The sequence below is a fragment of the Nocardiopsis coralli genome, assembly GCF_014892575.1.
GTDB classification, from domain to species: Bacteria; Actinomycetota; Actinomycetes; order Streptosporangiales; family Streptosporangiaceae; genus Nocardiopsis; species Nocardiopsis coralli.
Window position 1 is genome coordinate 1 of the sequence record NZ_JADBGI010000004.1, and the last position, 20466, is coordinate 20466.

Here is a 20466-nt window from a genome sequence, read left to right on the forward strand (position 1 = left end):
ACGGGCGCCCCTATTCACTCACAAAATGGGCCTGTGGATAACTCCACGGGGGCCTTTGCCTCGGGTATTCTGAAGCGGGGGAGTAGCGTCCACAAACCCGCTGGTTAGTTGGAGAATCTCGAGTCGCGGTGCACCTCGGTGCGCGCCCTCGCCACCGACGCCCGGCCGCCGCCGCGGTTCTTGGAGAATCTCCAGAGCCTCGGGCACGGACCCGGCTTCGGCGGTCGCATCGTGGCGTGGTTCGGTCGGAGAATCTCTCGAGAGCAGTAGGCGTCGACGCAGGTGCTGGCCGACGGCGGGTCGGGCGCCAATCCTGTACGGATTGGAGAATCCCCAACCCNNNTCCGCCGCTGCGGTGCTTGGAGAATCTCCAGTGCCATCGAGCTCTCCCCGTCCTCGACGGTCACGTCGCGGCGCCGTACGAGCGGAGAATCTCTGCTGCGATGCGCGTTGGAGCAAGGGGTCATTGGCGGCGCACCGGGCGTCACCCCTGCGAGGGTTGGAGAATCTCCAGGTCCGCGGACGTCCCCGTCTTCGGCGGTCGCATCTAGGCGTCGACGCAGGTGCTGGCCGACGGCGGGTCGGACGCCAATCCTGTACGGATTGGAGAATCCCCAACCCGGCCACCGCACACCCGCCACCCCCGACACTCAATGCTCGACCGGGAGTGCCGGGGCCGGAAGGACACCCGCACACCTGCCACCCCTGGCCTCAATGCTCCGCCGGGAGTGCCGGGGCATGCCTGTGCCGTTGCCGTTGCTTGTGCCGTTGCTTGTGCCGTCGCAGGAGCGAGCCACCACCCCCACACCTGAACCGTTGGCCACAATGAAACACCCCAGGGGGTGGGGTAGTTGCCCTTGACCCCGTTCCTTTGGGCTGGCGGGGGCCTCGGGGGAGCGGGTGGTTCGTCGATGCGGGTCGGGTCAGCCCGGCNTCCCGACACTCAATGCTCGGCCGGGAGTGCCGGGGCCTGAAGGACACCCGCACACCTGCCACCCCGGGACTCAATGCCCTGCCGGGAGTGCGCGGGGCGTGCCTGTGCCGTTGGCCTTCCGCAGGAGCGAGCCACCGCCCCCACACCTGAACCGTTGGCCACAATGAAGCACCCCAGGGGGTGGCAGTAGCAGTTGGCTCTTGACCCCGTTCCTTTGGGCTGGCGGGGGCCTCGGGGGAGCGGGTGGTTCGTCGATGCGGGTCGGGTCAGCCCGGCGAACAGGGCCGGAACGCACACCCCGAGGCGCCNCCCTGCGAGGGTTGGAGAATCTCCAGATCCGCGGACGTCCCCGTCTTCGGCGGTCGTATCGTGGCGTGGCTCGGTCGGAGAATCTCTCGAGCAGTAGGCGTCGACGCAGGTGCTGGCCGACGGCGGGTCGGACGCCAATCCTGTACGAACTGGAGAACCCCCAACCCGGCCACCGCACACCCGCCACCCCCGACACTCAATGCTCGGCCGGGAGCGCCGGGGCCCGGAGGACACCCGCACACCCGCCACCCCCGACACTCAATGCTCGGCCGGGAGCGCCGGGGCCCGGAGGACACCCGCACACCCGCCACCCCCGACACTCAATGCTCGGCCGGGAGCGCCGGGGCCCGGAGGACACCCGCACACCCGCCACCCCCGACACTCAATGCTCGGCCGGGAGCGCCGGGGCCCGGAGGACACCCGCACACCCGCCACCCCCGACACTCAATGCTCGGCCGGGAGCGCCGGGGCCCGGAGGACACCCGCACACCCGCCACCCCCGACACTCAATGCTCGGCCGGGAGCGCCGGGGCCCGGAGGACACCCGCACACCCGCCACCCCCGACACTCAATGCTCGGCCGGGAGTGCGCGGGCGTGCCTGTGCTTCCGCAGGAGCGAGCCACCGCCCCCACACNCGCGGGGCGTGCCTGTGCCGTTGGCCTTCCGCAGGAGCGAGCCACCGCCCCCACACCTGAACCGTTGGCCACAATGAAGCACCCCAGGGGGTGGCAGTAGCAGTTGGCTCTTGACCCCGTTCCTTTGGGCTGGCGGGGGCCTCGGGGGAGCGGGTGGTTCGTCGATGCGGGTCGGGTCAGCCCGGCGAACAGGGCCGGAACGCACACCCCGAGGCGCCCCGAACAACCACGCACAACGCCGCCACCCTCACCGCCCAGAGAAAGGGTCAGGGGGTGGCGCCGATGAGGGTTGCGTGAGGGCCCGGCCGGGCTAAGATCCGGCCCCGACGAACCACCACCCCCGAGGCACCCCCCCAGAACACCCCCCCAGAACACCCCCCCAGAACACCCCCCCCAGAACANCACAGGCATCCCGGCACGCACCCCACCGGCCCCGGAACGAGCTCCACCTCCGGACGGGCCACCCGCTCCGGAGACGGAGTGCACAGTCGACTTTCCTCCAGGGCTGAAAGCCTCCAGAACTGCACGCCGTGGGTGACTACAACCCCGCGATGGCGGCGGCGGGGTCCTCCATGGCGTCAGCAACAACACGCATGAACCCGGCGGCCGTGCCCCCGTCGCAGACACGGTGGTCGAAGGCGAAGGAGAGCTGGGTGATCTTGCGGGCGGTCAACTCCCCGTCGACGATCCACGGCCGGTCCATGATGCGGCCGAGCCCGAGGATCGCGACCTGGGGGTGGTTGATGATGGCGGCGCTCCCGTCCACACGCAGCGCTCCGTAGTTGTTCAGGGTGAACGTGCCGCCGGTCATCTCGGCGGGGGACGACTTCCCCTCACGCGCAGCCGCTGTCACCCGCCGGATCTCGGTGTCCAGCTCGGCCGTCGTGTACCGGTGGGCACCGAGCACGGCCGGGGCAACGAGACCCCGGTCGGTCTGCACGGCGAGGCCGAGGTTGACGCCGTCGTAGCGCACGAGCTCCTCGCGGTCGGTGTCCACACACCCGTTCAGCTCGGGGTGCGCGCGCAGTCCGGCGAGGACGAACCGGGCCACGTACACCATGAGCCCGGGGCCGTCGGGGTGCGATTCCCGCAGGCGCACCAGCTCCGTGGCGTCGACGTCCACCCACACGGTGGCCTCGGGGATCTCCCGGCGACTGCGGGAGAGCGCGGTGGCGACACTCTTGCGGAACCCGGTTATGGGCACCCGCGCGGACTCGGGCAGGCCGGTGCGGGGGTCGGTGGCACCGGGGGCACCAGCCGCCGCGGCCACGGCGTCCCGTCCGCCATTGCTCCGGCCGCCGGTGTCCTGACCCGCGACGTCGATCGCGGCGCGCACGTCCTTGCGCATGATCAGCCCGTTCGGACCGCTCCCCTCGAGGTCCGCAACACGGATGCCCGCCTCCCGCGCCATCTGCCGGACCAGGGGAGAGGTCACCAGCGGAACCCGGCGGGGCTCAGGCACCCCGCGGGGCTCCGGAACGCGGCCCCGCCCACCCGTGGACGGTACGGCGGTCGCGGCGGGACGGGTCCGGGGACGGCGCGTGCGTCCCCGGCCACCGGTCTCGGGGGTCCCGTAACCGACGAGCACGTTGCCGGATCCGGCACGCTCCTCCTCCCGGTAGCGCTCACCGGCCGGGTCGGGCGCAGTCGCAGCCGTAGGCGCGGGCACCGCCGCACCCGCCGCCTCGGAATCCCCCGACACCACGGTGATAAGCGGCCGCCCCACCTCGACGACCGCGCCCTCCTCGCCGTGCAAGACGCCGACGGTGCCGGCGAAGGGCGATGGCACCTCGACGATCGACTTGGCGGTCTCCACCTCGACGACGGGCTGGTCGAGCGCCACGGTGTCGCCGACGGCGACGAGCCAGCGCACGACCTCGGCCTCGGTCAGGCCCTCGCCCAGGTCGGGCAGGTCGAAGGTCCGGTCTGTCACTGGTCCTCCCACTGAAGGTCGTCGACGGCGTCGAGGATGCGGTCCACACCCGGCAGCTGGTGGCGTTCCAGCTTCGGCGGCGGGTACGGGATGTCGAACCCGGTCACACGCCGGACCGGGGCCGCGAGGGAGTGGAAGCAGCGTTCGTTCACACGCGCGGCGATCTCCGAGGCGACGCTGGCGAACCCGCTCGCCTCGGCGACGACGACGGCCCGGCCGGTGGAACGCACTGCCTCGCACACCGTCGTGTCGTCGAAGGGCACGAGGGACCGCACGTCCACGACCTGCAGGCTGCGCCCTTCCTGCGCGGCGGCCTCGGCGGCCTCGAGCGCGGTGGGCACGGAGGGCCCGTAGGTGATGAGCGTGGCGTCCGTGCCCTCCCGGCGGAGCACGGCGGTACCGATGCCCGGTGCAGGGGTGCTCAGGTCGACCTCGTCCTTGCCCCAGTAGAGCTTCTTCGGCTCCATGAACACGACCGGGTCGGGCAGGGCGATCGCCTCGCGCAGCATCCAGTACGCATCGGCGGGGGTGGAGGGGGCGAGCACGGTGAGGCCGGGGGTGTGCGCGTAGTAGGCCTCGGAGGAGTCGCAGTGGTGTTCGACCCCGCCGATGCCTCCGGCGTACGGAACCCGGATCACCATGGGCAGCGTGACCCGGCCGCGGGTGCGGTTGCGGGTCTTGGCGACGTGGCTGACGATCTGCTCGAACGCGGGGTAGGCGAAGGCGTCGAACTGCATCTCCACGACGGGCCGCATGCCGTTCATGGCCATGCCCACCGCCATGCCGACGATCCCGGACTCGGCGAGCGGGGTGTCGAAGCAGCGCTCCTCGCCGAAGTCGTCGGTGATGCCGTCGGTGATGCGGAAGACCCCGCCGAGCGGGCCGACGTCCTCGCCGAAGACGTACACGGTCGGGTCCTCGGCCATGGCGTCGCGCAGGGCCAGGTTGAGGGCCTGGGCCATGGACGTCTTCGTGAACCGTTCGGCCATGTCAGTTGCCCTCTCTGCTGAGTTCGTCGGCCAGGAAGGCGGCCTGCTCGGTCAGTTGGGGTGTGGGACGCGAGTGCACGTGGGCGAAGAGCTGCGAGGGGTCCGGGTCGGGGTCGGCGTCCGCACCGGCGCGCATGGCGGCGGCTACCTCCTCGGCTCGTTCGGCGATGCGGGCCGCGCGGGCCTTGGTCAGCACCCGTCTGCGCTTGAGGTGGGCCTCGGCGCGCAGCAGGGGGTCACGTTCGCGCCAGGGGTCGACCTCGCCGCCGTCGCGGTAGCGGGTGTCGTCATCGGCGTTGGTGTGGGCCTGCATCCGGTAGGTGTGCGCCTCCACGAGCCGGGGTCCTGCGCCGGCGCGGGCGGCGGCGACCTCGCGCTCGAGCACGGCCAGGACCGCGGCGATGTCGTTGCCGTCGACGCGTTCGCCCTTGATCCCGTAGCCGATGCCCTTGTGTGCCAGGGAGGGCGCTGCGGTCTGGCGGGCGAGGGGGACGGAGATCGCGTACTCGTTGTTCTGCACGAAGAAGACGACGGGGGCGTTGAACACCGCGGCGAAGTTGAGCGCCTCGTGGAAGTCGCCCTCGCTGGTGGCTCCGTCGCCGCACAGGGCCATGACGACGGTGTCCTCACCGCGCAGGCGGGCGGCGTGTGCGACGCCGACGGCGTGCAGGAGCTGGGTGGCCAGGGGTGTGGCCTGGGGCGCGACGCGGTGTTCGTGGGGGTCGTAGCCGGAGTGCCAGTCACCCTTGAGCAGGGTGAGCACCTCGACGGGGTCGACGCCCCGGGCCACGGCGGCCGCGGTGTCCCGGTAGGTCGGGAAGAGCCAGTCGCCGTCGGCGAGGGCGAGGGCGGCGCCGGTCTGGCAGGCCTCCTGGCCGTGGGAGGAGGGGTAGACGGCGAGCTTGCCCTGCCGGACGAGGGCTCCGGCCTGGTCGTTGACGCGGCGGCCGACCACCAGGGACTCGTACGCGGCGAGCAACCGGTCCTTGTGTGGGAGCGGCAGGACCGGGTGGTCGACCGCGCGGCCCGACGTGTCGAGCAGCTGTACGGGCTGCTCGGAGGGCAACAGGTCCCGGGCGTCGGCCATGCGACCACCTCCGTGTGTCGTGGATGACTCGTACGGCAACATGGTGCGATTCGGAGCCATCTGTTCGCCACAAACCGGGAAGATCCGAGAAAACGTCGCGATCTTCGCCGGATTTTCTGGCCAACCGTCCACCCATGTGACCTGAACCACCCGGGAGGCTGGACAGTTGTCCGGCCCTCCCGGCACCCCGTCCCTCCGGGGCACACACCGGACAGGCATACGATGGGCCGGTGCCGCACCGGCCCCCACCAGCGAGGAAGCGGGTCGGCGGCCCCCACCACACCCACCGGTCACTAAGGAATCCCCGTGAGCGACGAGCGCGAGAACCTCAGCTACGAACTCTTCGGCACCGCGATGCGCGATCTGGCCACCGCGGTCGCCGACGACGGGTTCGAGCCCGACATGATCCTCTCCATCGCCCGCGGCGGCCTCTTCGTCGCCGGCGGCCTCGGCTACGCGCTCGACGTCAAGAACCTGCACGTGATGAACGTGGAGTTCTACACGGGGGTCGGCCAGACCCTGGACATGCCGGTCATGCTCCCGCCCGTGCCCAACGTGGTGGACCTCAGCGACAAGAAGGTCCTGGTGGCCGACGACGTCGCCGACACAGGCAAGACCCTCAAACTCGTGCACGACTTCTGCGCCGAGCACGTCGCCGAGGTGCGCAGCGCGGTCATCTACGAGAAGCCGCAGTCCTCCATCAAGTGCGAGTACGTGTGGCGCCACACCGACCGGTGGATCAACTTCCCGTGGTCGGTCGAGCCCCCGGTCGTTCAGCGTCAGGGCCAGGTCCTGGACTCCTGACCCCGTCGCCGTCCTCGCGCGGCCGGCGCAGGAGCAGCCACACCAGGGCCGCGGCCATCGCCGCGCCGAGGACGAGCGCGAACACCGCACCGGGCATCCGCAGCGCCTCGGGCAGGTACAGCGGCAGGTGCCAGGAGCGGCCGACTGCCCCGGTGGCCAGGGCGATCAACGACATCGCACCCTGGTAGAGCGGCAGCCAGAAGGTCAGGCCGAGCACGGCCATGAGCGCGCCGGTGCGCGGTGGCATCGTCTCCAGGTTCCGGCCGACGCGGTCGACCAGGGCGCCGTGCTCCTCGGGGCCGTCCCCGCCACCGCCGTCCTCCCGGTCCGGTCCGCCGTGCTCGACCCGCTCGGCCACGCTCTGCCCGGCGGTGGCGTCCCATCCCCAGCGCAGTGTGGTCAGCAGCTCGGGCCCGCGGCGTTCCAGGCGCCGGTACGCGACCCGTCCCAGCACCCACCAGAACAGCAGGCCCTCCACCGCCCCCAGGGCGGCGCCGGCCCACATCACACCCGGCAGGCCGCCGAACACCCCGATCGCGGTCACGACGGCCGGCGGCACGCAGCTCACCAGGAGGATCGGGAAGAGCAGCGTGAACTGTCCGACCACGTCGCCGGACTCCAGCGCGTCCCCGCCGTGTCGATGGGGTTCCGGCCCCGGGGCGGGCCAGGCCACGGCGAACAGAACACTGAACCCGGCGCCCGCACCGGCGAGCGCGGGCAGCAGGGCCGCCACCCACGGCCACGCCCAGTCCTGCCCGGTCACCAGGGCCCCGCCCGCCGACAGCACCACCGCGACCGGCACGAACAGCAGCAGCCACACGAGCTGGCGCCCGCGCACGTCGCGGCGTTCGGCCCCGGGTGTGAGGAGCGTCTGCCACAGGGCCGTGCCGTCGAGCGCGTAGACGTTGAGCGACATGAGGGCGCCCAGGGCCAGGGTGACCAGGCCCGCCAGGGGAACCATGAAGGTCAGCCCCACGAGGAGCCCGAGCCCGCAGACGAGCACGCCGGTCCACAGGGCGATGCGCAGTTCCAGGGCGCGCCGCGGATCCTGTCCCCAGGTCCGCAGTTCCCTCGCGACGACCGCGCCGAGGGGACCCGACGGCAGCACGCGCACCGCATACCCGGTCAGCCCACCTCCCACACGGCCGGGCGCGGTGGTGGGGCTGGTGACCCGGGTGTGCACGAGCCGGGTCCAGACCGCGATCAGGCCCATCGAGGAGAGCCCCAGCGCCAGCAGCAACCCCAGGGCCAGGAGCACGTTGCCCTCGCCCGCCGCGGTGACCGCCCATACGCCCCACCCCGAGGGCAGGGCGAACAGTACGGACGTCCAGGGGTCGGCGAAACCCTCGTTCCACAGCGACCCCAGCACGTCGGAGTACTGCGAGACCGCTTGGTAGAGCATGAAGACCGAGAAACCGGTCGCCAGCACCGCCGCGTTCTGCAGGGCGGTGACCTCGATACCGAGGCGCGTGCGCAGGGCCGCGCTCGACAACGCCGTCACCACACGTGAGGCCAGCACGGTCAGGAGCAGCTGGGCGGGGACCGCGACCACGGCCACGAGCGCGGCCACCGCGCCGAACCGCGCCCCGAGCAGCACCAGCGACACCAGCGCCAACGCCGTCACCGGTGCGGTCACACCCACGAAGGCGGAGGCCAGCAGCCCCGCGGTGATACGGCGGACCGGGAACGCTTCCAGGGCGAAGTACTCCGGCCGCAGGGACTGGTCACCCCCGCCGGAGCCGGACGGCCCCAGCACCCACCCGAGCGTCCACGCCGCGACGAGCGCCGCGAGCAGACCCGCCGCCGCGGGGAGCGGGGCGAAGGCGGCGGTCAGAAGCGTCGCGATCGCCAGGGCGAGACCGACCACCCCGCCGACGGCCCTCCGGCTCCCGGAACCGTGCCGCAGGATCGCCAGCTTCATCCGGACCATCACGCCAACCATGCGAACCCCTTCACGGGTTCGGGGGCGCCGACCAGGTCGACGAAGGCCTCCTCCAGACCGGCGTGGTCACCGCGGACCTCACCCACGGTTCCCTGCGCCAGGACCCTGCCCCGGGCGATGACCCCGACGTGGTCGCAGACCTGCTCGACCAGCGCCATGACGTGGCTGGAGACCACGACCGACCCGCCGCCGTCGACGAACGAGCGCAGGAGGTCCTTGATGACGGTGGCGGACACGGGGTCGACGGCCTCGAACGGTTCGTCCAGCACCAGGAGCCTGGGGGCGTGGATCAGTGCACCGGCCAGCCCGATCTTCTTCCGCATGCCGGCCGAGTACTCGATGATCAGCGTGTTCTCGGCCTCGTCGAGCCCCAGGCCCGAGAGGAGGTCGTCGACCCGTTCCTGCACCTGGGCGGGGGAGAGGCCGCGCAGCTGCGCGAGGTAGGTGAGCAGTTCCCGTCCGGTGAGGCGCTCGGGCATGGCCATGCCGTCGGGCAGCACCCCGATCATCGCCTTGGCCCGGTCGGGGGCACCCCACACGTCCGTGCCGAAGACTTGCGCGCCGCCGGCGTCGGGACGGAGCAGGCCCACGGCCATGGTCAGGGACGTGGTCTTGCCGGCGCCGTTGGGCCCGACGAGACCGTAGAAAGAACCTCGGGGAACGGTGAGGTCGACGCCGTCGACGGCCCGTTTCTCACCGAACGTCTTCCTGAGGCCGTACAGCTCGAAGGCGGGGGGATGGGTGTCCATGAGCACCTCGGGGGGATGGGCTGTGATGGCGCACAGTCGTCTTCTGTTGTGGTTCTGCAGAGATCATGGCACACGGAGACCCGCGCTCAGGAACCCCCTCCTGCCGCGCGCAGCCGTTCGGCCAGCCACAGCGGCGTCCGCGCCCCGTCCCGGGGGAAGTACCGGGCGTCGAGCGCGTAACTGAACGCCGGCGGCGGGATCGAGAACGCGGGTTCGTCGGTGCGGTCGTAGGACATGCGCCACCCGCTGCCGTGTTCCAGGGTCAGGCAGGCGGTGAACCAGGCGCCGTACCCGGGCGAGAAGGTGGCCGAACGCAGCAGCGCCATCTCCTCCCGCAGGCCGTCGGGGAGCGGGACGTGGTGCTCGGCGTCGGGGCTCACCGCCACGATCTCGCCGCCCGCATAACCCACGAGCGCACGGTGGACCAGGCGCAGCTTCCGCCACGGGAGGCCGTCCGCGGCCTCGACGACGAGCGCCCGGATCCGGTCGATCAGCACCGCCCGCTCCTGTGCGTCCATCTCCACCGGGTCCACGCTGGGCAACCCGGGCGGGCCCGGCCACGGGGGCGACCACCGGGTGCGCGGGTCGAGCAGGCCGGCCCACGGGGGAGCACCGTCGGCCGGCGGACCGTGCTCCAGCAGGGCGGGGTCCGCGCGGCCCGAGGGGTCGTAGCCGTGGTCCTCGCCGGCGGTGCGCAGTGCGTCCCCGACGAGCAGCGCCCACTCGTCACGGCCGATGAGCGGCACCGAACGCACCGGCGGCGGCCCCTGACCGGCGGGGAGCTCCGGCGGGTCGGAACCCTCGGTGAGCCCCAGCCCGTGTGCGACGGTCACCGCGGTCCCGGTGTCGAACCCGGACACCCCGGACGCGGCCTCGGCGACCGCCTCCCGGGTGAGGTCGCGGCCCATGCACCGCGCCACGAACTCGTCGACCTCGGCCGCGGAGGAGCCTGGGCCGAGCAGGCGCGCGACCTCATCCGCCGTGGCGGACGGTGTGGCCGACCAGCCCAGCAGCCCGGCGATCCCGTCGTCGTCCCAGTCGTCGGGATAGGCGGCGCGCACCCAGGTGTCCTCCCACCAGTAGAGGAAGTGCGGGTCGGTCAGACGGTGGCGTTCCAGCCAATCGACCGGCAGCCACGAGGGAGCCCCGTCGAACGGGTCGGTGGGGCGGCGCAGCCCGGTCGCCGGGGCGCTGTCCGGGTTCTGGCCGAGCAGCACGAAACGCCCGTCGCCGACCCTCAGCAGGCGGAACCCCGAGCCGGGGACCCCCACGGCCAGGGACCGGTCGACGAGGGCGGCGTCGACCGCCCCCGACCCGGCCGAGACGACCGCGACAGCACCCGCCCGGCCCCAGAGGTCCTCGGGGCCGGGCAGGTCGCTGGGGAGTCCGGGTCGATGGAACACGTGCGGAGATCCTTCCTCGGGCCGTCCGTCTGTGCCGGGAACCCTTCCCCGGCATCCGCGCCGCCTCACACCTGGGCGTTCTCCGCGCGCTCGCGGGCGTCGCGCCGCCGGCGCTGCGGCACCACGGTGTACTTCGGGTCCTCCTGGGACTGGCGCCCGGCGTGGAAGACCCCCAACCGGGTGCACGCCGAACCGGCCACGAGCGCCGCGCCGCTGAGCGCCGAGGCGACCCGGCTGCGACGACCGAGCACGGCCCCGGCGGCACCCGCGAGCGTGAGGGTCTTGGCGGCGCGCATGTACCGGCCCGCCGTCCCCCGCCCGTAGAGCTCACCCGACAGCCCCATGCGGTGCTCCATCGCCGTGGACACCGCGGTCTCGGCGATGGCGCCCCCGACCGCGGCACGGCGTGCGGGACCGCTCTGTTCGGTGGGCGCGCCGATGAGCCCCGCACCCCCGGCGGCGGCGACCGCGGAGGAGGCGAAGACGAAGGGCATGTACCGGTAGCCCTCGTGCCAGGCCGGGACGGCGGTGTCGCAGACCAGGGGCGCGGTGTAGGTCGCCACGAGCGCGCCCATCGCCCCGGCACCGTAGGTGGCCAGGCGTCCGGTGCGCGGGAACCACCCGGTCAGGGCCGTCACCGCGGAGACACCCGCCAGGGGCCCGTATCCCATGAGGATCCACGAGCCCACGCTCATCGGCGAGGTCGGTTTGAACACGCGCAGCATGTTGAGGAACCGTTCCGGGCGCCCCAGGTCGTAGATGAGCGCGGCCGTCGATCCGGAGATCGCGGCGAGGGCGGTGTAGCGCAGCGGTCGGGCCAGTCCCGGCCGGCCGGTCAGTTCCGCACCCGCCGCGAGGGCGGAGGAGGCCCCGGCGAGGCCGCCGAGGAACAGGTAGCCGCCGATCGCGGGCGCCTCCCACACGATCGCGTTGATCACGGGCCGCCCGTAGTACGAGGCGAACTCGCCGTCGTCGGCGTGCCGTTCGGAGGGGCGTGCGTCGCGTTCGCGCCGCTGTTGTTCCCCGACGACACCGGCGGCGCCCGTGACGGCGTCCCGCCCGGGTTTCTGCCCGTGCATTTCTTCTTCGGTCACGTCCGACGTGCTCATTTCCGGCCTCCCAGGAACGTCGCGGCCACCCCGGCCAGCATCACCACCGCCGCCGCACCCGCGTGCCGCCACATCGACGGCAGGTCGCGTGTGGTGACGACGGGGTCCGGCGGCAGCCCGTACACCTCGGGTTCGTCCAGCAGCAGGAAGAACGCCCCGTTGCCGCCGACACCGTCGTCCGGGTCCTCGCCGTACAGGCGCGCGGAGCTCACCCCCGCGCCGTGCAGGTCCTCCAGGCGCTGTGCGGCGCGCTCGCGCAGTTCGTCGAGGTCGCCGAACTGGATGGAGTCGGTGGGGCAGGCCTTCGCGCAGGCGGGTTCGAGCCCGTCGCCGACCCGGTCGTAGCACAGGGTGCACTTCCAGGCCCGGCCGTCGTCCTCACGCCGGTCGATGACGCCGTAGGGACAGGCCGGGATGCAGTAGCCGCAGCCGTTGCAGATGTCCTGCTGCACGACCACGGTGTCGAACTCGGTGTGGAACAGTGCGCCGGTCGGGCACACGTCCACGCACGCCGCGTGGGTGCAGTGCTTGCACACGTCCGAGGACATGAGCCACCGGAACTCGCCGCGCTCCTCCGGCGCCGCCGACGCCCCGGGGAGCTCGAACGAGGGCATGCCCAGGTCGACGGTGTCCCTGCGCCCCAGGCCGGTCTCCTGGTGGGCGAGGGGTTCGCGCTGTTCGACGAAGGCCACGTGCCTCCAGGTGTCGGCGCTCAGGCCCCCGGTGTTGTCGAAGGACATCCCGGTGAAGTCGAGGCCGTCCTCAGGGACCATGTTCCATTCCTTGCAGGCCACCTCGCAGGCTTTGCACCCGATGCACACGCTGGTGTCGGTGAAGAAGCCGAGCCGCGGTTGCTCGGCGCCGCTGTCGGTGCTCACGTTCATTCCCCCGTTCCGGTCGACTCGGTGATGCGTGCGCGGCGGCGGTACGAACGCACGAGTTCGCGCCGCCCGGGGCCCCTGGGCCGGCGGCCGGGCCGGATGTCGGCGGTCAGCGCCTTGACCTCCTGGATGTGCACGTTCGGGTCGAGCGCCATGGACATGAGCTCGTTGGCGGAGTCGCCCGTGCTGTAGCCGTTGGGGCCCCAGTGGTAGGGCATGCCGATCTGGTGCACGACCCGGCCCTGCACCCGTAGCGGGGCCATGCGGTCGGTGACCATGACCCGGGCCTCGACGGCGTTGCGGGCGGTGACGACCGTGGCCCAGTCGCCGTGGCTGAGCCCGCGTTCGGCGGCCAGTTCGGGGCTGACCTCGCAGAAGAACGCGGGTTGGAGCTCGGCCAGATAGGGCGTCCACCGGCTCATGCCGCCGGAGGTGAAGTGCTCGGTGACCCGGTAGGTCGTGACCACGTACGGGTAGACGTCGGCCTCCGGGCTGCCGGGGTCCGGGTGGTACAGGTTGTACTCGTGCGGGTACAGCAGCCGGGTCGGGTTGCGGCCCTGTGCGTAGAGCGGGTTGTCGAACGGGGTGTCCTGCGGTTCGTAGTGGGTCGGCATCGGCCCGTCGTTCAGGCCCGCGGGTGCGTACAGCCACCCCTTGCCGTCGGACTGCATGATGAAGGCGTCGCGCCCGCTCAGCGCCTCCACGCCCTCGGCACCGTCGGACGGCCTGTGGTCGGGCGCCTTGTGTTTCTCGAAGTCGGGGCGGTCGTGCCCGGTCCACTCTCCGCGTTCGGCGTCCCACCAGACGAGGCTCTTGCGCGGGCTCCAGGGGCGTCCGTCCTCGTCGGCGGAGGCCCGGTTGTAGAGGATGCGCCGGTTGTCGGGCCAGCTCCAGGCCCATTCGGCCGCGATCCAGTCCTGCTCGGACCCGGGTTTCTTGCGGGCGGCCTGGTTGACGCCGTCCTTGAAGACACCGCAGTAGATCCAGCACCCGCAGGAGGTCGACCCGTCACTGCGCAGTTCCGTGTAGGCGTCGAGCGGACGTCCCTCGGCGTCGTGCCCGTTGATCTCCCGCAGGATCGCGGCGGCGTCGGGCTCCCCGTCGGGTTCGAGCGGATACCCCCAGGTCAGCTCCTGGACGGGCCGGTCCTTGGGGTCCTCGGAAGCGGCGAGGCGTTGGCGGATCAGCTCGCCCAGCCTGTGCATGAACCACAGGTCGCTTCGCCGGTCACCGCTCGGGTGTACTGCACGGTCGTGCCACTGCAGCGTGCGGTTGGTGTTGGTGAAGGTCCCCGACTTCTCGGTGTGCGCGGCCGCGGGGAAGAAGAACACCTCGGTGCCGATGTCCTCGGGGCGGTACTCCTCCGACTCGACCTCGGGCCCGTCCTTCCACCAGGTCGCGCTCTCGATGAGGGAGAAGTCGCGCACCACGAGCCAGTCGAGGTTGGCCATGCCCATGCGCTGGGCCCTGCTGTTGGCCGAGCCGACGGCGGGGTTCTCCCCCATGAGGAAGTACCCCTTGCACTCACCGCGGATCTGCGCCATGACCGTGTCGTAAGTGCTGTGCGACCCGGTCAGCCGGGGCAGGTACCCGAAGCAGTAGTCGTTGTCGGCGGTTGCGTTCTCGCCCCACCACGCCTTGAGCAGGCTGACGGTGTAGGCCTCCATGTTCGACCAGAACCCCTTGTGCGGGTGGCCGACGGCCCGCACGTAGGAACCCAGGTCCTGTTCCTCGTGCGCGTGCGGCATCGGCAGGTATCCGGGCAGCAGGTCGAACAGGGTCGGAACGTCGCTGGAGCCCTGGATGCTGGCGTGCCCGCGCAGCGCCTGGATCCCGCCGCCCGGCCGGCCGATGTTTCCCAGCAACAGCTGCAGGATCGAGGCGGTGCGGATGTACTGCGACCCGACGGTGTGCTGGGTCCAGCCGACCGCGTAACAGAACGCGCTCGTGCGGTCCTTGTTCGAGTTCTCGGTGAGGTGCCGGCACACCCGGAGGAAGGTCTCCTTCGGGATCCCGCAGATCTCCTCCACCATCTCCGGTGTGTAGCGCTCGTAGTGGCGCTTGAGGATCTGGAACACACAGCGCGGGTCCTGGAGCGTCTCGTCCTGGCGCGAGGCGTGTCGGATCACGGCCCCGCCCGCGCCCTGCTGCTCGGGGCGGCCCGACCGCGAGACGTCCAGTTCCTCCTCGGACCGCGCCTTGTAGAGCTGGTTGCGGTCGCCCGCCGCGGCCGCGACCTCCACACCCTCGTAGGTCCACTTCGACACGTCGTAGTCGCGCGCGGCGGGGTCGAAGCCCGAGAACAGCCCGTCGAGGTCCTCGGTGTCCCGGAACTCGTCCGTGACGATCGTGGACGCGTTGGTGAACGCCTTGACGTACCCCTCGAAGTACTTCCCCTCGGTGAGGACGTGGTTGATGATCCCGCCGAGGAACGCGATGTCGGTGCCGGCCCGGATCGGCACGTGCAGGTCGGCCAGGGCACTGGTGCGGCTGAACCGGGGATCGACGTGGATGACGACGGCGCCGCGGGCCTTGGCCTCCATCACCCACTGGAACCCGACGGGGTGGGCCTCGGCGAAGTTGGACCCCTCGATGACGATGCAGTCGGAGTTCTGCAGGTCCTGCAGGAACATCGTCGCGCCGCCGCGGCCGAAGCTGGTGCCGAGCCCGGCGACCGTGGAGCTGTGGCACACACGCGCCTGGTTCTCCACCTGCACGACGCCGAGCGCGCTGTGGAGCTTCTTGATGAGGTAGTTCTCCTCGTTGTCGAGCGTCGCCCCGCCCAGGCTCGCGATGCCCATGGTGCGGGCGACGCGGCGGCCGTTGCTCTCCTCCTGCCAGGTCTCCTCACGGGTGTCGACCACCCGGTCGGCGACCATGCGCATGGCCGTGTCGAGGTCGAGCGCCTCCCAGTCGGTTCCGTGCGGGCGGCGGTAGAGGACCTTCTCCTCGCGGGAGGGGCCGGTGGTCAGCTGCAGGCTGGCCGAGCCCTTGGGGCACAGGCGGCCGCGGCTGACGGGGGAGTCGGGGTCCCCCTCGATCTGCACGACCTGCTCGTCCTTGACGTAGACGTTCTGTCCGCAGCCGACGGCACAGAACGGGCAGACCGACTTGACCACACGGTCGGCGTCCTCGGTGCGCGGGCGCAGATCCTCACTCCACCGGGACTTGGCGGCCGCCCCTCGACCTGTCGGATCTTCGCCCGTGAGTTGCCGGTAGACCGGCCACGACTCGATCCATGTCCGTACCCCCATCGTGTGCCTCCCCCTGGCCCGCAACGGTCGGCGCGGGCTCGTCTCACCGTCGGCCACGGCGCGGGGACGGCAGGTGAGGACACGCCGCGCGGGGCACACGCTTGGGCGCTCCGGACGGGGTCAGTCCGCGGGGGAGACGAGGCGGGCCAGTTCCACCCGGGAGCGCACACCGAGCTCGGCGTAGATGTTGCGCAGGTGGTGGTCGACGGTACGAGGGCTCAGGTGCAGGCGCGCGGCGACCTCGCGGTTGGTGGCGCCGGAGACGACGTGGCGGGCCACGCGCGCCTGCTGCGGGCTGAGGCGGTCCAGGTCCACGGCGGGGGACGGGCCCGTGGTTCCGCGGGCGGCCCGCAGTTCCTCCGCGGCCTGTCTGGCCCACGGCACCGCGCCCAGGTGCTCCAGGGACGACAGGGCGGTGTAGAGGTGCTCGCGGGCCCGGCCAGGCCTGCGGGTACGGCGCAGATGGCCCCCGTACAGCAAGCGTGTGCGGGCCTCGTCCAGGTCGCAGTATCCGGAGGCGTGCAGTTCGAGTGCGCGTTCGAACCAGGCGTCGGCCTCCCGGCCCGGGGCGAGCAGCCCTCGGCAGCGCATGACCAGGGCGTGTGCGGTGGCGTCGCCGGTGGCTCCGGCCCAGGCCTCGAAGGTCGCCAGCCCCGCGTCGACCCGTACCGGGACCCCGCCCCGGACGGCCGCCTCCACCAGGTGCGGGGTCATGAGCAGCCGTACGGCGGCGTGCCCGCGGCCCGGGCCGGCGTGCGCCAGCGCCCTGAGCCCGAGGGCTGCCTCGGCGGTACGGCCGGCGCCCAGGTCGAGCAGGCACAGGGCCCAGGCGGCCAGTCCGGCGGGAAGGCCGACGTCGTTCTCGGCAGCGACCGCGAGGGCGGAACCGGCGTGGGTGCGGCACACGTCCTCCTCGCCCCGAACCGCCGCGACGAGGGCGAGAGCACCCCGGTGGTGGCCGGCGCAGTTGCGCTGCCCCGAAGCCGTGGCCATCGCGAGCCCGTCGACGGCGGTGGCCTCGGCCTGGGCGAGGCGCCCCGACCACAGTTCCGCGTACGTGCGGAACTCCAGGGCCTGGGGGACGAGGGCGAGGGCCCCGGTCGAACGCGCGCGTGTGGCGGCACGGGTGGCCAGGGACCTGGTGCGCTGCTGGTCCCCGCACAACAGCCCGGCGATGGCGCCCAACACCAAGGACTGCGGGTCGCCGGCCGCGTCGGCCCGGTCGAGAACCCCGCGCAGGGTGGCCACGCCCTCCCGGTGGCGTCCGCGGAAGAGCGCCGCCTTGCCCGCCATGTAGTCCAGGTGGAGGAGGTCGCGGGGGTGACGGACCCCTTCACCTCCACGCCACCGGCCCGCACGCTCGGCGGTGGCGAAGAACCGTGCGTGGTCACCGGAGAGACAACTGGCCTCGCCCGCGTGGAACAGGCCTTGCAGGGCCGCCTGCGGGTCGCGGTCGGCGATTCGGGTGACCGTTGCGTCGAGGAGGTGGAAGGCGTCGATGGCCACCCCGGACCGCAGTTCCATCTCGGCTCGGAGCAGGTCAGCGTGTTCGGGCGCCGCGTGGCCCCGGTCGAGGAGCCGGTGGGCGCGTTCCGGGTCTCCCGAGGTCCACGCGGCGCGTGCAGCTTCGACGCTGCGCACGGCCCTGGTGAAGGGGTCGGAGGTCAGGGCGGCGGCCTGCTGGTGCAGGACGGAGGAGTGGGCGTGACCGCGGGTCCGGGCCGCGCGGAGGGCTGAGGCGGCGAGCTCGGCGGCGATCCCCTCGTCGGGGCCGGGTGCGGTGGCGGCGCGGTGGAGCAGGGCGGTGTCGAGGTCTCCGGAGGCGTGCGCGCGGGCGGCGAGGGAGCGGTGGGCGCTCCGCCGGTCCTCGGGGTCGGCCCGGTGGTAGGCCGCGGCACGGGCCAGGGGATGGGCGGGGACGGGTCTGCCGTGTTCGTCGGTGACCAGGCCGGCCCGCCGGGCGGGGGTGAGGGCGTCGGTGCTGCCGGGGCCGTGGACGGGGTCGGCCGCTGTCTCGAGCAGGGCACGTCGGGCGGGAGCGGGCAGGCGCGCGATCGTTTCCGCGTAGGCCTCGGTGCGTTCGCCCTCGGCCGGGGGCGGCGCCCAGAGCGGCGCGGTGTGCACGTCGCCGGCCTCCGCCGCACGGGCCCCGGCGGCCAGTTCGAGTGCGGCACCGGGGTTTCCCTGCGCGGCGCGGGCGAGGTCGTTGCGTGCGGTGCCGGAGAGTCCGGGGGTTTCCTCCAGGGTTCGGAGGAGGTCGGTGTGGCTCAGGGGGCGTAAGGCGTGGACGGGGACCCCGGCGAGGTGATCGGGGTGTTCGTGGAGGGAGGTGAGCAGGGCCGCCGCCCCGTCGGCGGGCAGGCGTCGCGCGGCGAAGGCGACGGCCTCCATGGACAGGGGGTCGAGCAGGTGGAAGTCGTCGACGCAGACGAACAGGGGTGTGCGCGCGGCCGCCGCGGCCAGGAGCCCGTGGACGGCTGCTGCCACGGACCCGGCCTGCCCGGGGTCGCCGCTGTCCAGTGCCCGGACGAGCGTTGCGCGCGGTCGGGCGGGTAAGCGCGGCAGGTGGTGCAGGAGCGGGTGCAGGAGTTGGTTGAGGCCGGCCGCGGGGAGGTGCCGTTCGGCGGGGGCGGCCCGGGTGCGGAGGACGGTGAGGCCGTCGGCGTCCGCTGCGGCCCGTTCCAGGAGGGTGGTGCGGCCGGTTCCGGGGGATCCGGTGGCCAGGAGGGCGGCGCCGTCCCCGGAGCGTGCGGCTCGGAGGAGGTGCCGGACCAGGAGGAGTTCGTGGTGGCGTCCGTGCATCGGTGTGGTGCGTGTGAGCGGGGTCACGCTTGTCACGCCGCCAAGTTACCCGTCAGTCAATCGTGAGTAAAGAGACCGGCGATTCAGCCGATGCGCACCCGGCGGGGACGGACACACACTCGGAGTTCCCCCACCCCCTCACCGACGGAGTCCCCCATGAGACGCCTCCTCGCCCTGCTTTCCGGGTTCGCCCTCGTCGCTGCCCTCTTCCCCGCCTCGGCCGCCGCGGCCCAACCGTCCACCCCCGTCGTCTTCGTCCACGGCTTCAGCGGCAAGGGCGACCAGTGGGACGAGATGCGCGGGACCCTGGCCGACTCCGGTTACCCGGAGGAGCTGCTCAGCGCCTTCGACTACGACTGGGCCCGCTCCAACACCACGATCGCGGAAGGGCTCGGCGACCACGTCGACGACCTCCTCGACGAGCACGGCGCCGAGCGCGTGCACATGGTCACGCACTCCATGGGCGGACTCTCCTCGCGCTACTACATCCAGAACCTCGGCGGCACCGACACGGTGGACCAGTGGATCTCCATCGGCGGCCCCAACAACGGCACGAACATCGCGAACCTGTGCCCCTCGCCGATCACCCCGTGCGAGGAGATGCGCCACGACTCCGACTTCCTCAACGACCTCAACGAGGACCCCACCCCCGGGCCGGTCGACTACACGACCATGCGCTCACCCTGCGACGCCGTCATCTCGCCCGTCGACAGCACCTCCCTGCCGGGCGCCGAGAACATCGAGACCGGCTGCATCGGGCACATCGGGATGATGTCGGACGACGAGGTCATCGATCTCGTGGGCGACATCGTGCTCTGACGCCCCGGGCACAGCCCTCGTCGAGGTGTCGACCATGGCGAGGCGCCGACAGGTCACCCTGTCGGCGTCTCGCGATGTGTGTTTCACGTGAAACCGGCCAGGCCTCCGGCCAGGAAGAGCGTTCCAGGCCCGGGCCCCTGACCGCTCAATGCAGGCCCTCCGGTGCCTCCCCTGTGACGGTGAAGTCGCGGAACCGGGCCCGGAACCCCGCACGCTGCGGGGAGCAGCACATGAGCCCCACGAACGCCCGCTCGGCGGGCACCAGGGGACCCATGCGCAACATCTGCCAACCGTCGCCGTCCCGGTACTGGATCTGCACCGAGTCGTACCGGCGTACGAGGCGGAGCGTGAACTCACCGCCAGTGTCCGCGGGTCGCACCACCGACCAGTCGGAGACACCGTGGGTGACCACGGCGCTCAGATGGGGGACCCCGTCGGTGAACTCGACGCCGGCCTTGACCCAGTTCCCATCGTCCACGCGCACCATGAGGCCGAGCTGGTCATAAAGGGTCTCGTAGTCCCCGGAGAAGGTCACCTCTGCGGTGAAAACGCCCTCGACGTCGAGGCCGTAGACGTGACCGTCGTCGCGGACGAAACCGTAGAAGGTCTCGCGCCAGAAGTCGGTGCGGTCGCCGGTGACCGCTGTCAGGACGCCATCGGTGACGTCCCACTCCGGGGGCCGGTTCAGCCATCGCATGTCGGGGTACACGGGCCGCCTCCGTTCGTTCCGTTGCCCGAGGGATATCGCTTCACCGTTGGCACGGCAAGTCGGCACAGCCGCACCGGGCGGGGCCGTGTCCGGGTCCCGCCCGGTG

At 72.1% G+C, this 20466-nt stretch carries 13 protein-coding genes; 2 read left to right on the top strand and 11 right to left on the bottom strand.

The window, feature by feature from the left end; all coding sequences use genetic code 11:
* Positions 1-2417: 2417 nt before the first annotated feature.
* Genes IDM40_RS05105 through pdhA form a run of 3 tightly spaced genes read right to left on the bottom strand, consistent with a single transcriptional unit; the run spans position 2418 to position 5888 of the window.
* A complete protein-coding gene (locus tag IDM40_RS05105) occupies positions 2418-3812 on the bottom strand; it encodes a dihydrolipoamide acetyltransferase family protein (RefSeq protein ID WP_193120751.1) in 1395 nt (464 codons plus the stop codon).
* Positions 3809-4801, bottom strand: coding sequence for an alpha-ketoacid dehydrogenase subunit beta (locus tag IDM40_RS05110; RefSeq protein WP_193120752.1), 993 nt, complete (start codon positions 4799-4801; stop codon positions 3809-3811). Before IDM40_RS05110 ends, IDM40_RS05105 begins: the two co-directional genes overlap by 4 nt.
* Position 4802: 1 nt before the next feature.
* Positions 4803-5888, bottom strand: coding sequence for a pyruvate dehydrogenase (acetyl-transferring) E1 component subunit alpha (gene pdhA / locus IDM40_RS05115; RefSeq protein WP_193120753.1), 1086 nt, complete (start codon positions 5886-5888; stop codon positions 4803-4805).
* Between the two features lie 306 nt (positions 5889-6194).
* Here pdhA and IDM40_RS05120 point away from each other — a divergent pair, with 306 nt between their 5' ends.
* Complete coding sequence (locus tag IDM40_RS05120; protein WP_193120754.1) at positions 6195-6692, top strand: phosphoribosyltransferase; 498 nt, start codon at positions 6195-6197, stop codon at positions 6690-6692.
* Here the strand turns inward: IDM40_RS05120 and IDM40_RS05125 are convergent.
* From IDM40_RS05125 to IDM40_RS05155, 7 genes are all read right to left on the bottom strand, one after another.
* Positions 6628-8634, bottom strand: coding sequence for a hypothetical protein (locus IDM40_RS05125; protein WP_193120755.1), 2007 nt, complete (start codon positions 8632-8634; stop codon positions 6628-6630). The two genes, IDM40_RS05120 and IDM40_RS05125, sit on opposite strands and share 65 nt — an antisense overlap.
* On the bottom strand, positions 8622-9383 hold the full coding sequence (locus IDM40_RS05130) for an ABC transporter ATP-binding protein (protein ID WP_193120756.1): 762 nt from the start codon (positions 9381-9383) through the stop codon (positions 8622-8624). The genes IDM40_RS05125 and IDM40_RS05130 overlap by 13 nt, the downstream gene beginning before the upstream one ends.
* 86 nt (positions 9384-9469) lie before the next feature.
* Positions 9470-10786, bottom strand: a complete 1317-nt coding sequence (locus IDM40_RS05135; protein WP_193120757.1) for a hypothetical protein — start codon at positions 10784-10786, stop codon at positions 9470-9472.
* Positions 10787-10851: 65 nt separating this feature from the next.
* Positions 10852-11895, bottom strand: a complete 1044-nt coding sequence (nrfD, locus tag IDM40_RS05140; protein WP_193120758.1) for an NrfD/PsrC family molybdoenzyme membrane anchor subunit — start codon at positions 11893-11895, stop codon at positions 10852-10854.
* A complete protein-coding gene (locus tag IDM40_RS05145; RefSeq protein ID WP_193120759.1) occupies positions 11892-12779 on the bottom strand; it encodes a 4Fe-4S dicluster domain-containing protein in 888 nt (295 codons plus the stop codon). The genes nrfD and IDM40_RS05145 overlap by 4 nt, the downstream gene beginning before the upstream one ends.
* On the bottom strand, positions 12776-16030 hold the full coding sequence (gene fdh, locus IDM40_RS05150) for a formate dehydrogenase (RefSeq protein ID WP_193120760.1): 3255 nt from the start codon (positions 16028-16030) through the stop codon (positions 12776-12778). The genes IDM40_RS05145 and fdh overlap by 4 nt, the downstream gene beginning before the upstream one ends.
* A gap of 120 nt (positions 16031-16150) precedes the next feature.
* A complete protein-coding gene (locus IDM40_RS05155; protein WP_193120761.1) occupies positions 16151-18868 on the bottom strand; it encodes a helix-turn-helix transcriptional regulator in 2718 nt (905 codons plus the stop codon).
* A 120-nt stretch (positions 18869-18988) separates the two neighbouring features.
* Between IDM40_RS05155 and IDM40_RS05160 the strand changes: the two genes are divergently transcribed.
* Positions 18989-19651: an esterase/lipase family protein gene (locus IDM40_RS05160; RefSeq protein WP_193120762.1), complete on the top strand. Its 663-nt coding sequence runs from the start codon at positions 18989-18991 to the stop codon at positions 19649-19651.
* A 145-nt stretch (positions 19652-19796) separates the two neighbouring features.
* Here the strand turns inward: IDM40_RS05160 and IDM40_RS05165 are convergent, their stop codons facing one another.
* Complete coding sequence (locus tag IDM40_RS05165; RefSeq protein ID WP_193120763.1) at positions 19797-20348, bottom strand: DUF1349 domain-containing protein; 552 nt, start codon at positions 20346-20348, stop codon at positions 19797-19799.
* Between the last annotated feature and the right edge of the window lie 118 nt (positions 20349-20466).

Coding starts and splice junctions, on each gene's coding strand:
- IDM40_RS05110 (WP_193120752.1), bottom strand. CDS start 4,801: ATGGCCGAACGGTTCACGAAGACGTCCATGGCCCAGGCCCTCAACCTG.
- pdhA (WP_193120753.1), bottom strand. CDS start 5,888: ATGGCCGACGCCCGGGACCTGTTGCCCTCCGAGCAGCCCGTACAGCTG.
- IDM40_RS05125 (WP_193120755.1), bottom strand. CDS start 8,634: ATGGTTGGCGTGATGGTCCGGATGAAGCTGGCGATCCTGCGGCACGGT.
- IDM40_RS05130 (WP_193120756.1), bottom strand. CDS start 9,383: ATGGACACCCATCCCCCCGCCTTCGAGCTGTACGGCCTCAGGAAGACG.
- nrfD (WP_193120758.1), bottom strand. CDS start 11,895: ATGAGCACGTCGGACGTGACCGAAGAAGAAATGCACGGGCAGAAACCC.
- IDM40_RS05145 (WP_193120759.1), bottom strand. CDS start 12,779: ATGAACGTGAGCACCGACAGCGGCGCCGAGCAACCGCGGCTCGGCTTC.
- fdh (WP_193120760.1), bottom strand. CDS start 16,030: ATGGGGGTACGGACATGGATCGAGTCGTGGCCGGTCTACCGGCAACTC.
- IDM40_RS05160 (WP_193120762.1), top strand. CDS start 18,989: ATGAGACGCCTCCTCGCCCTGCTTTCCGGGTTCGCCCTCGTCGCTGCC.
- IDM40_RS05165 (WP_193120763.1), bottom strand. CDS start 20,348: ATGCGATGGCTGAACCGGCCCCCGGAGTGGGACGTCACCGATGGCGTC.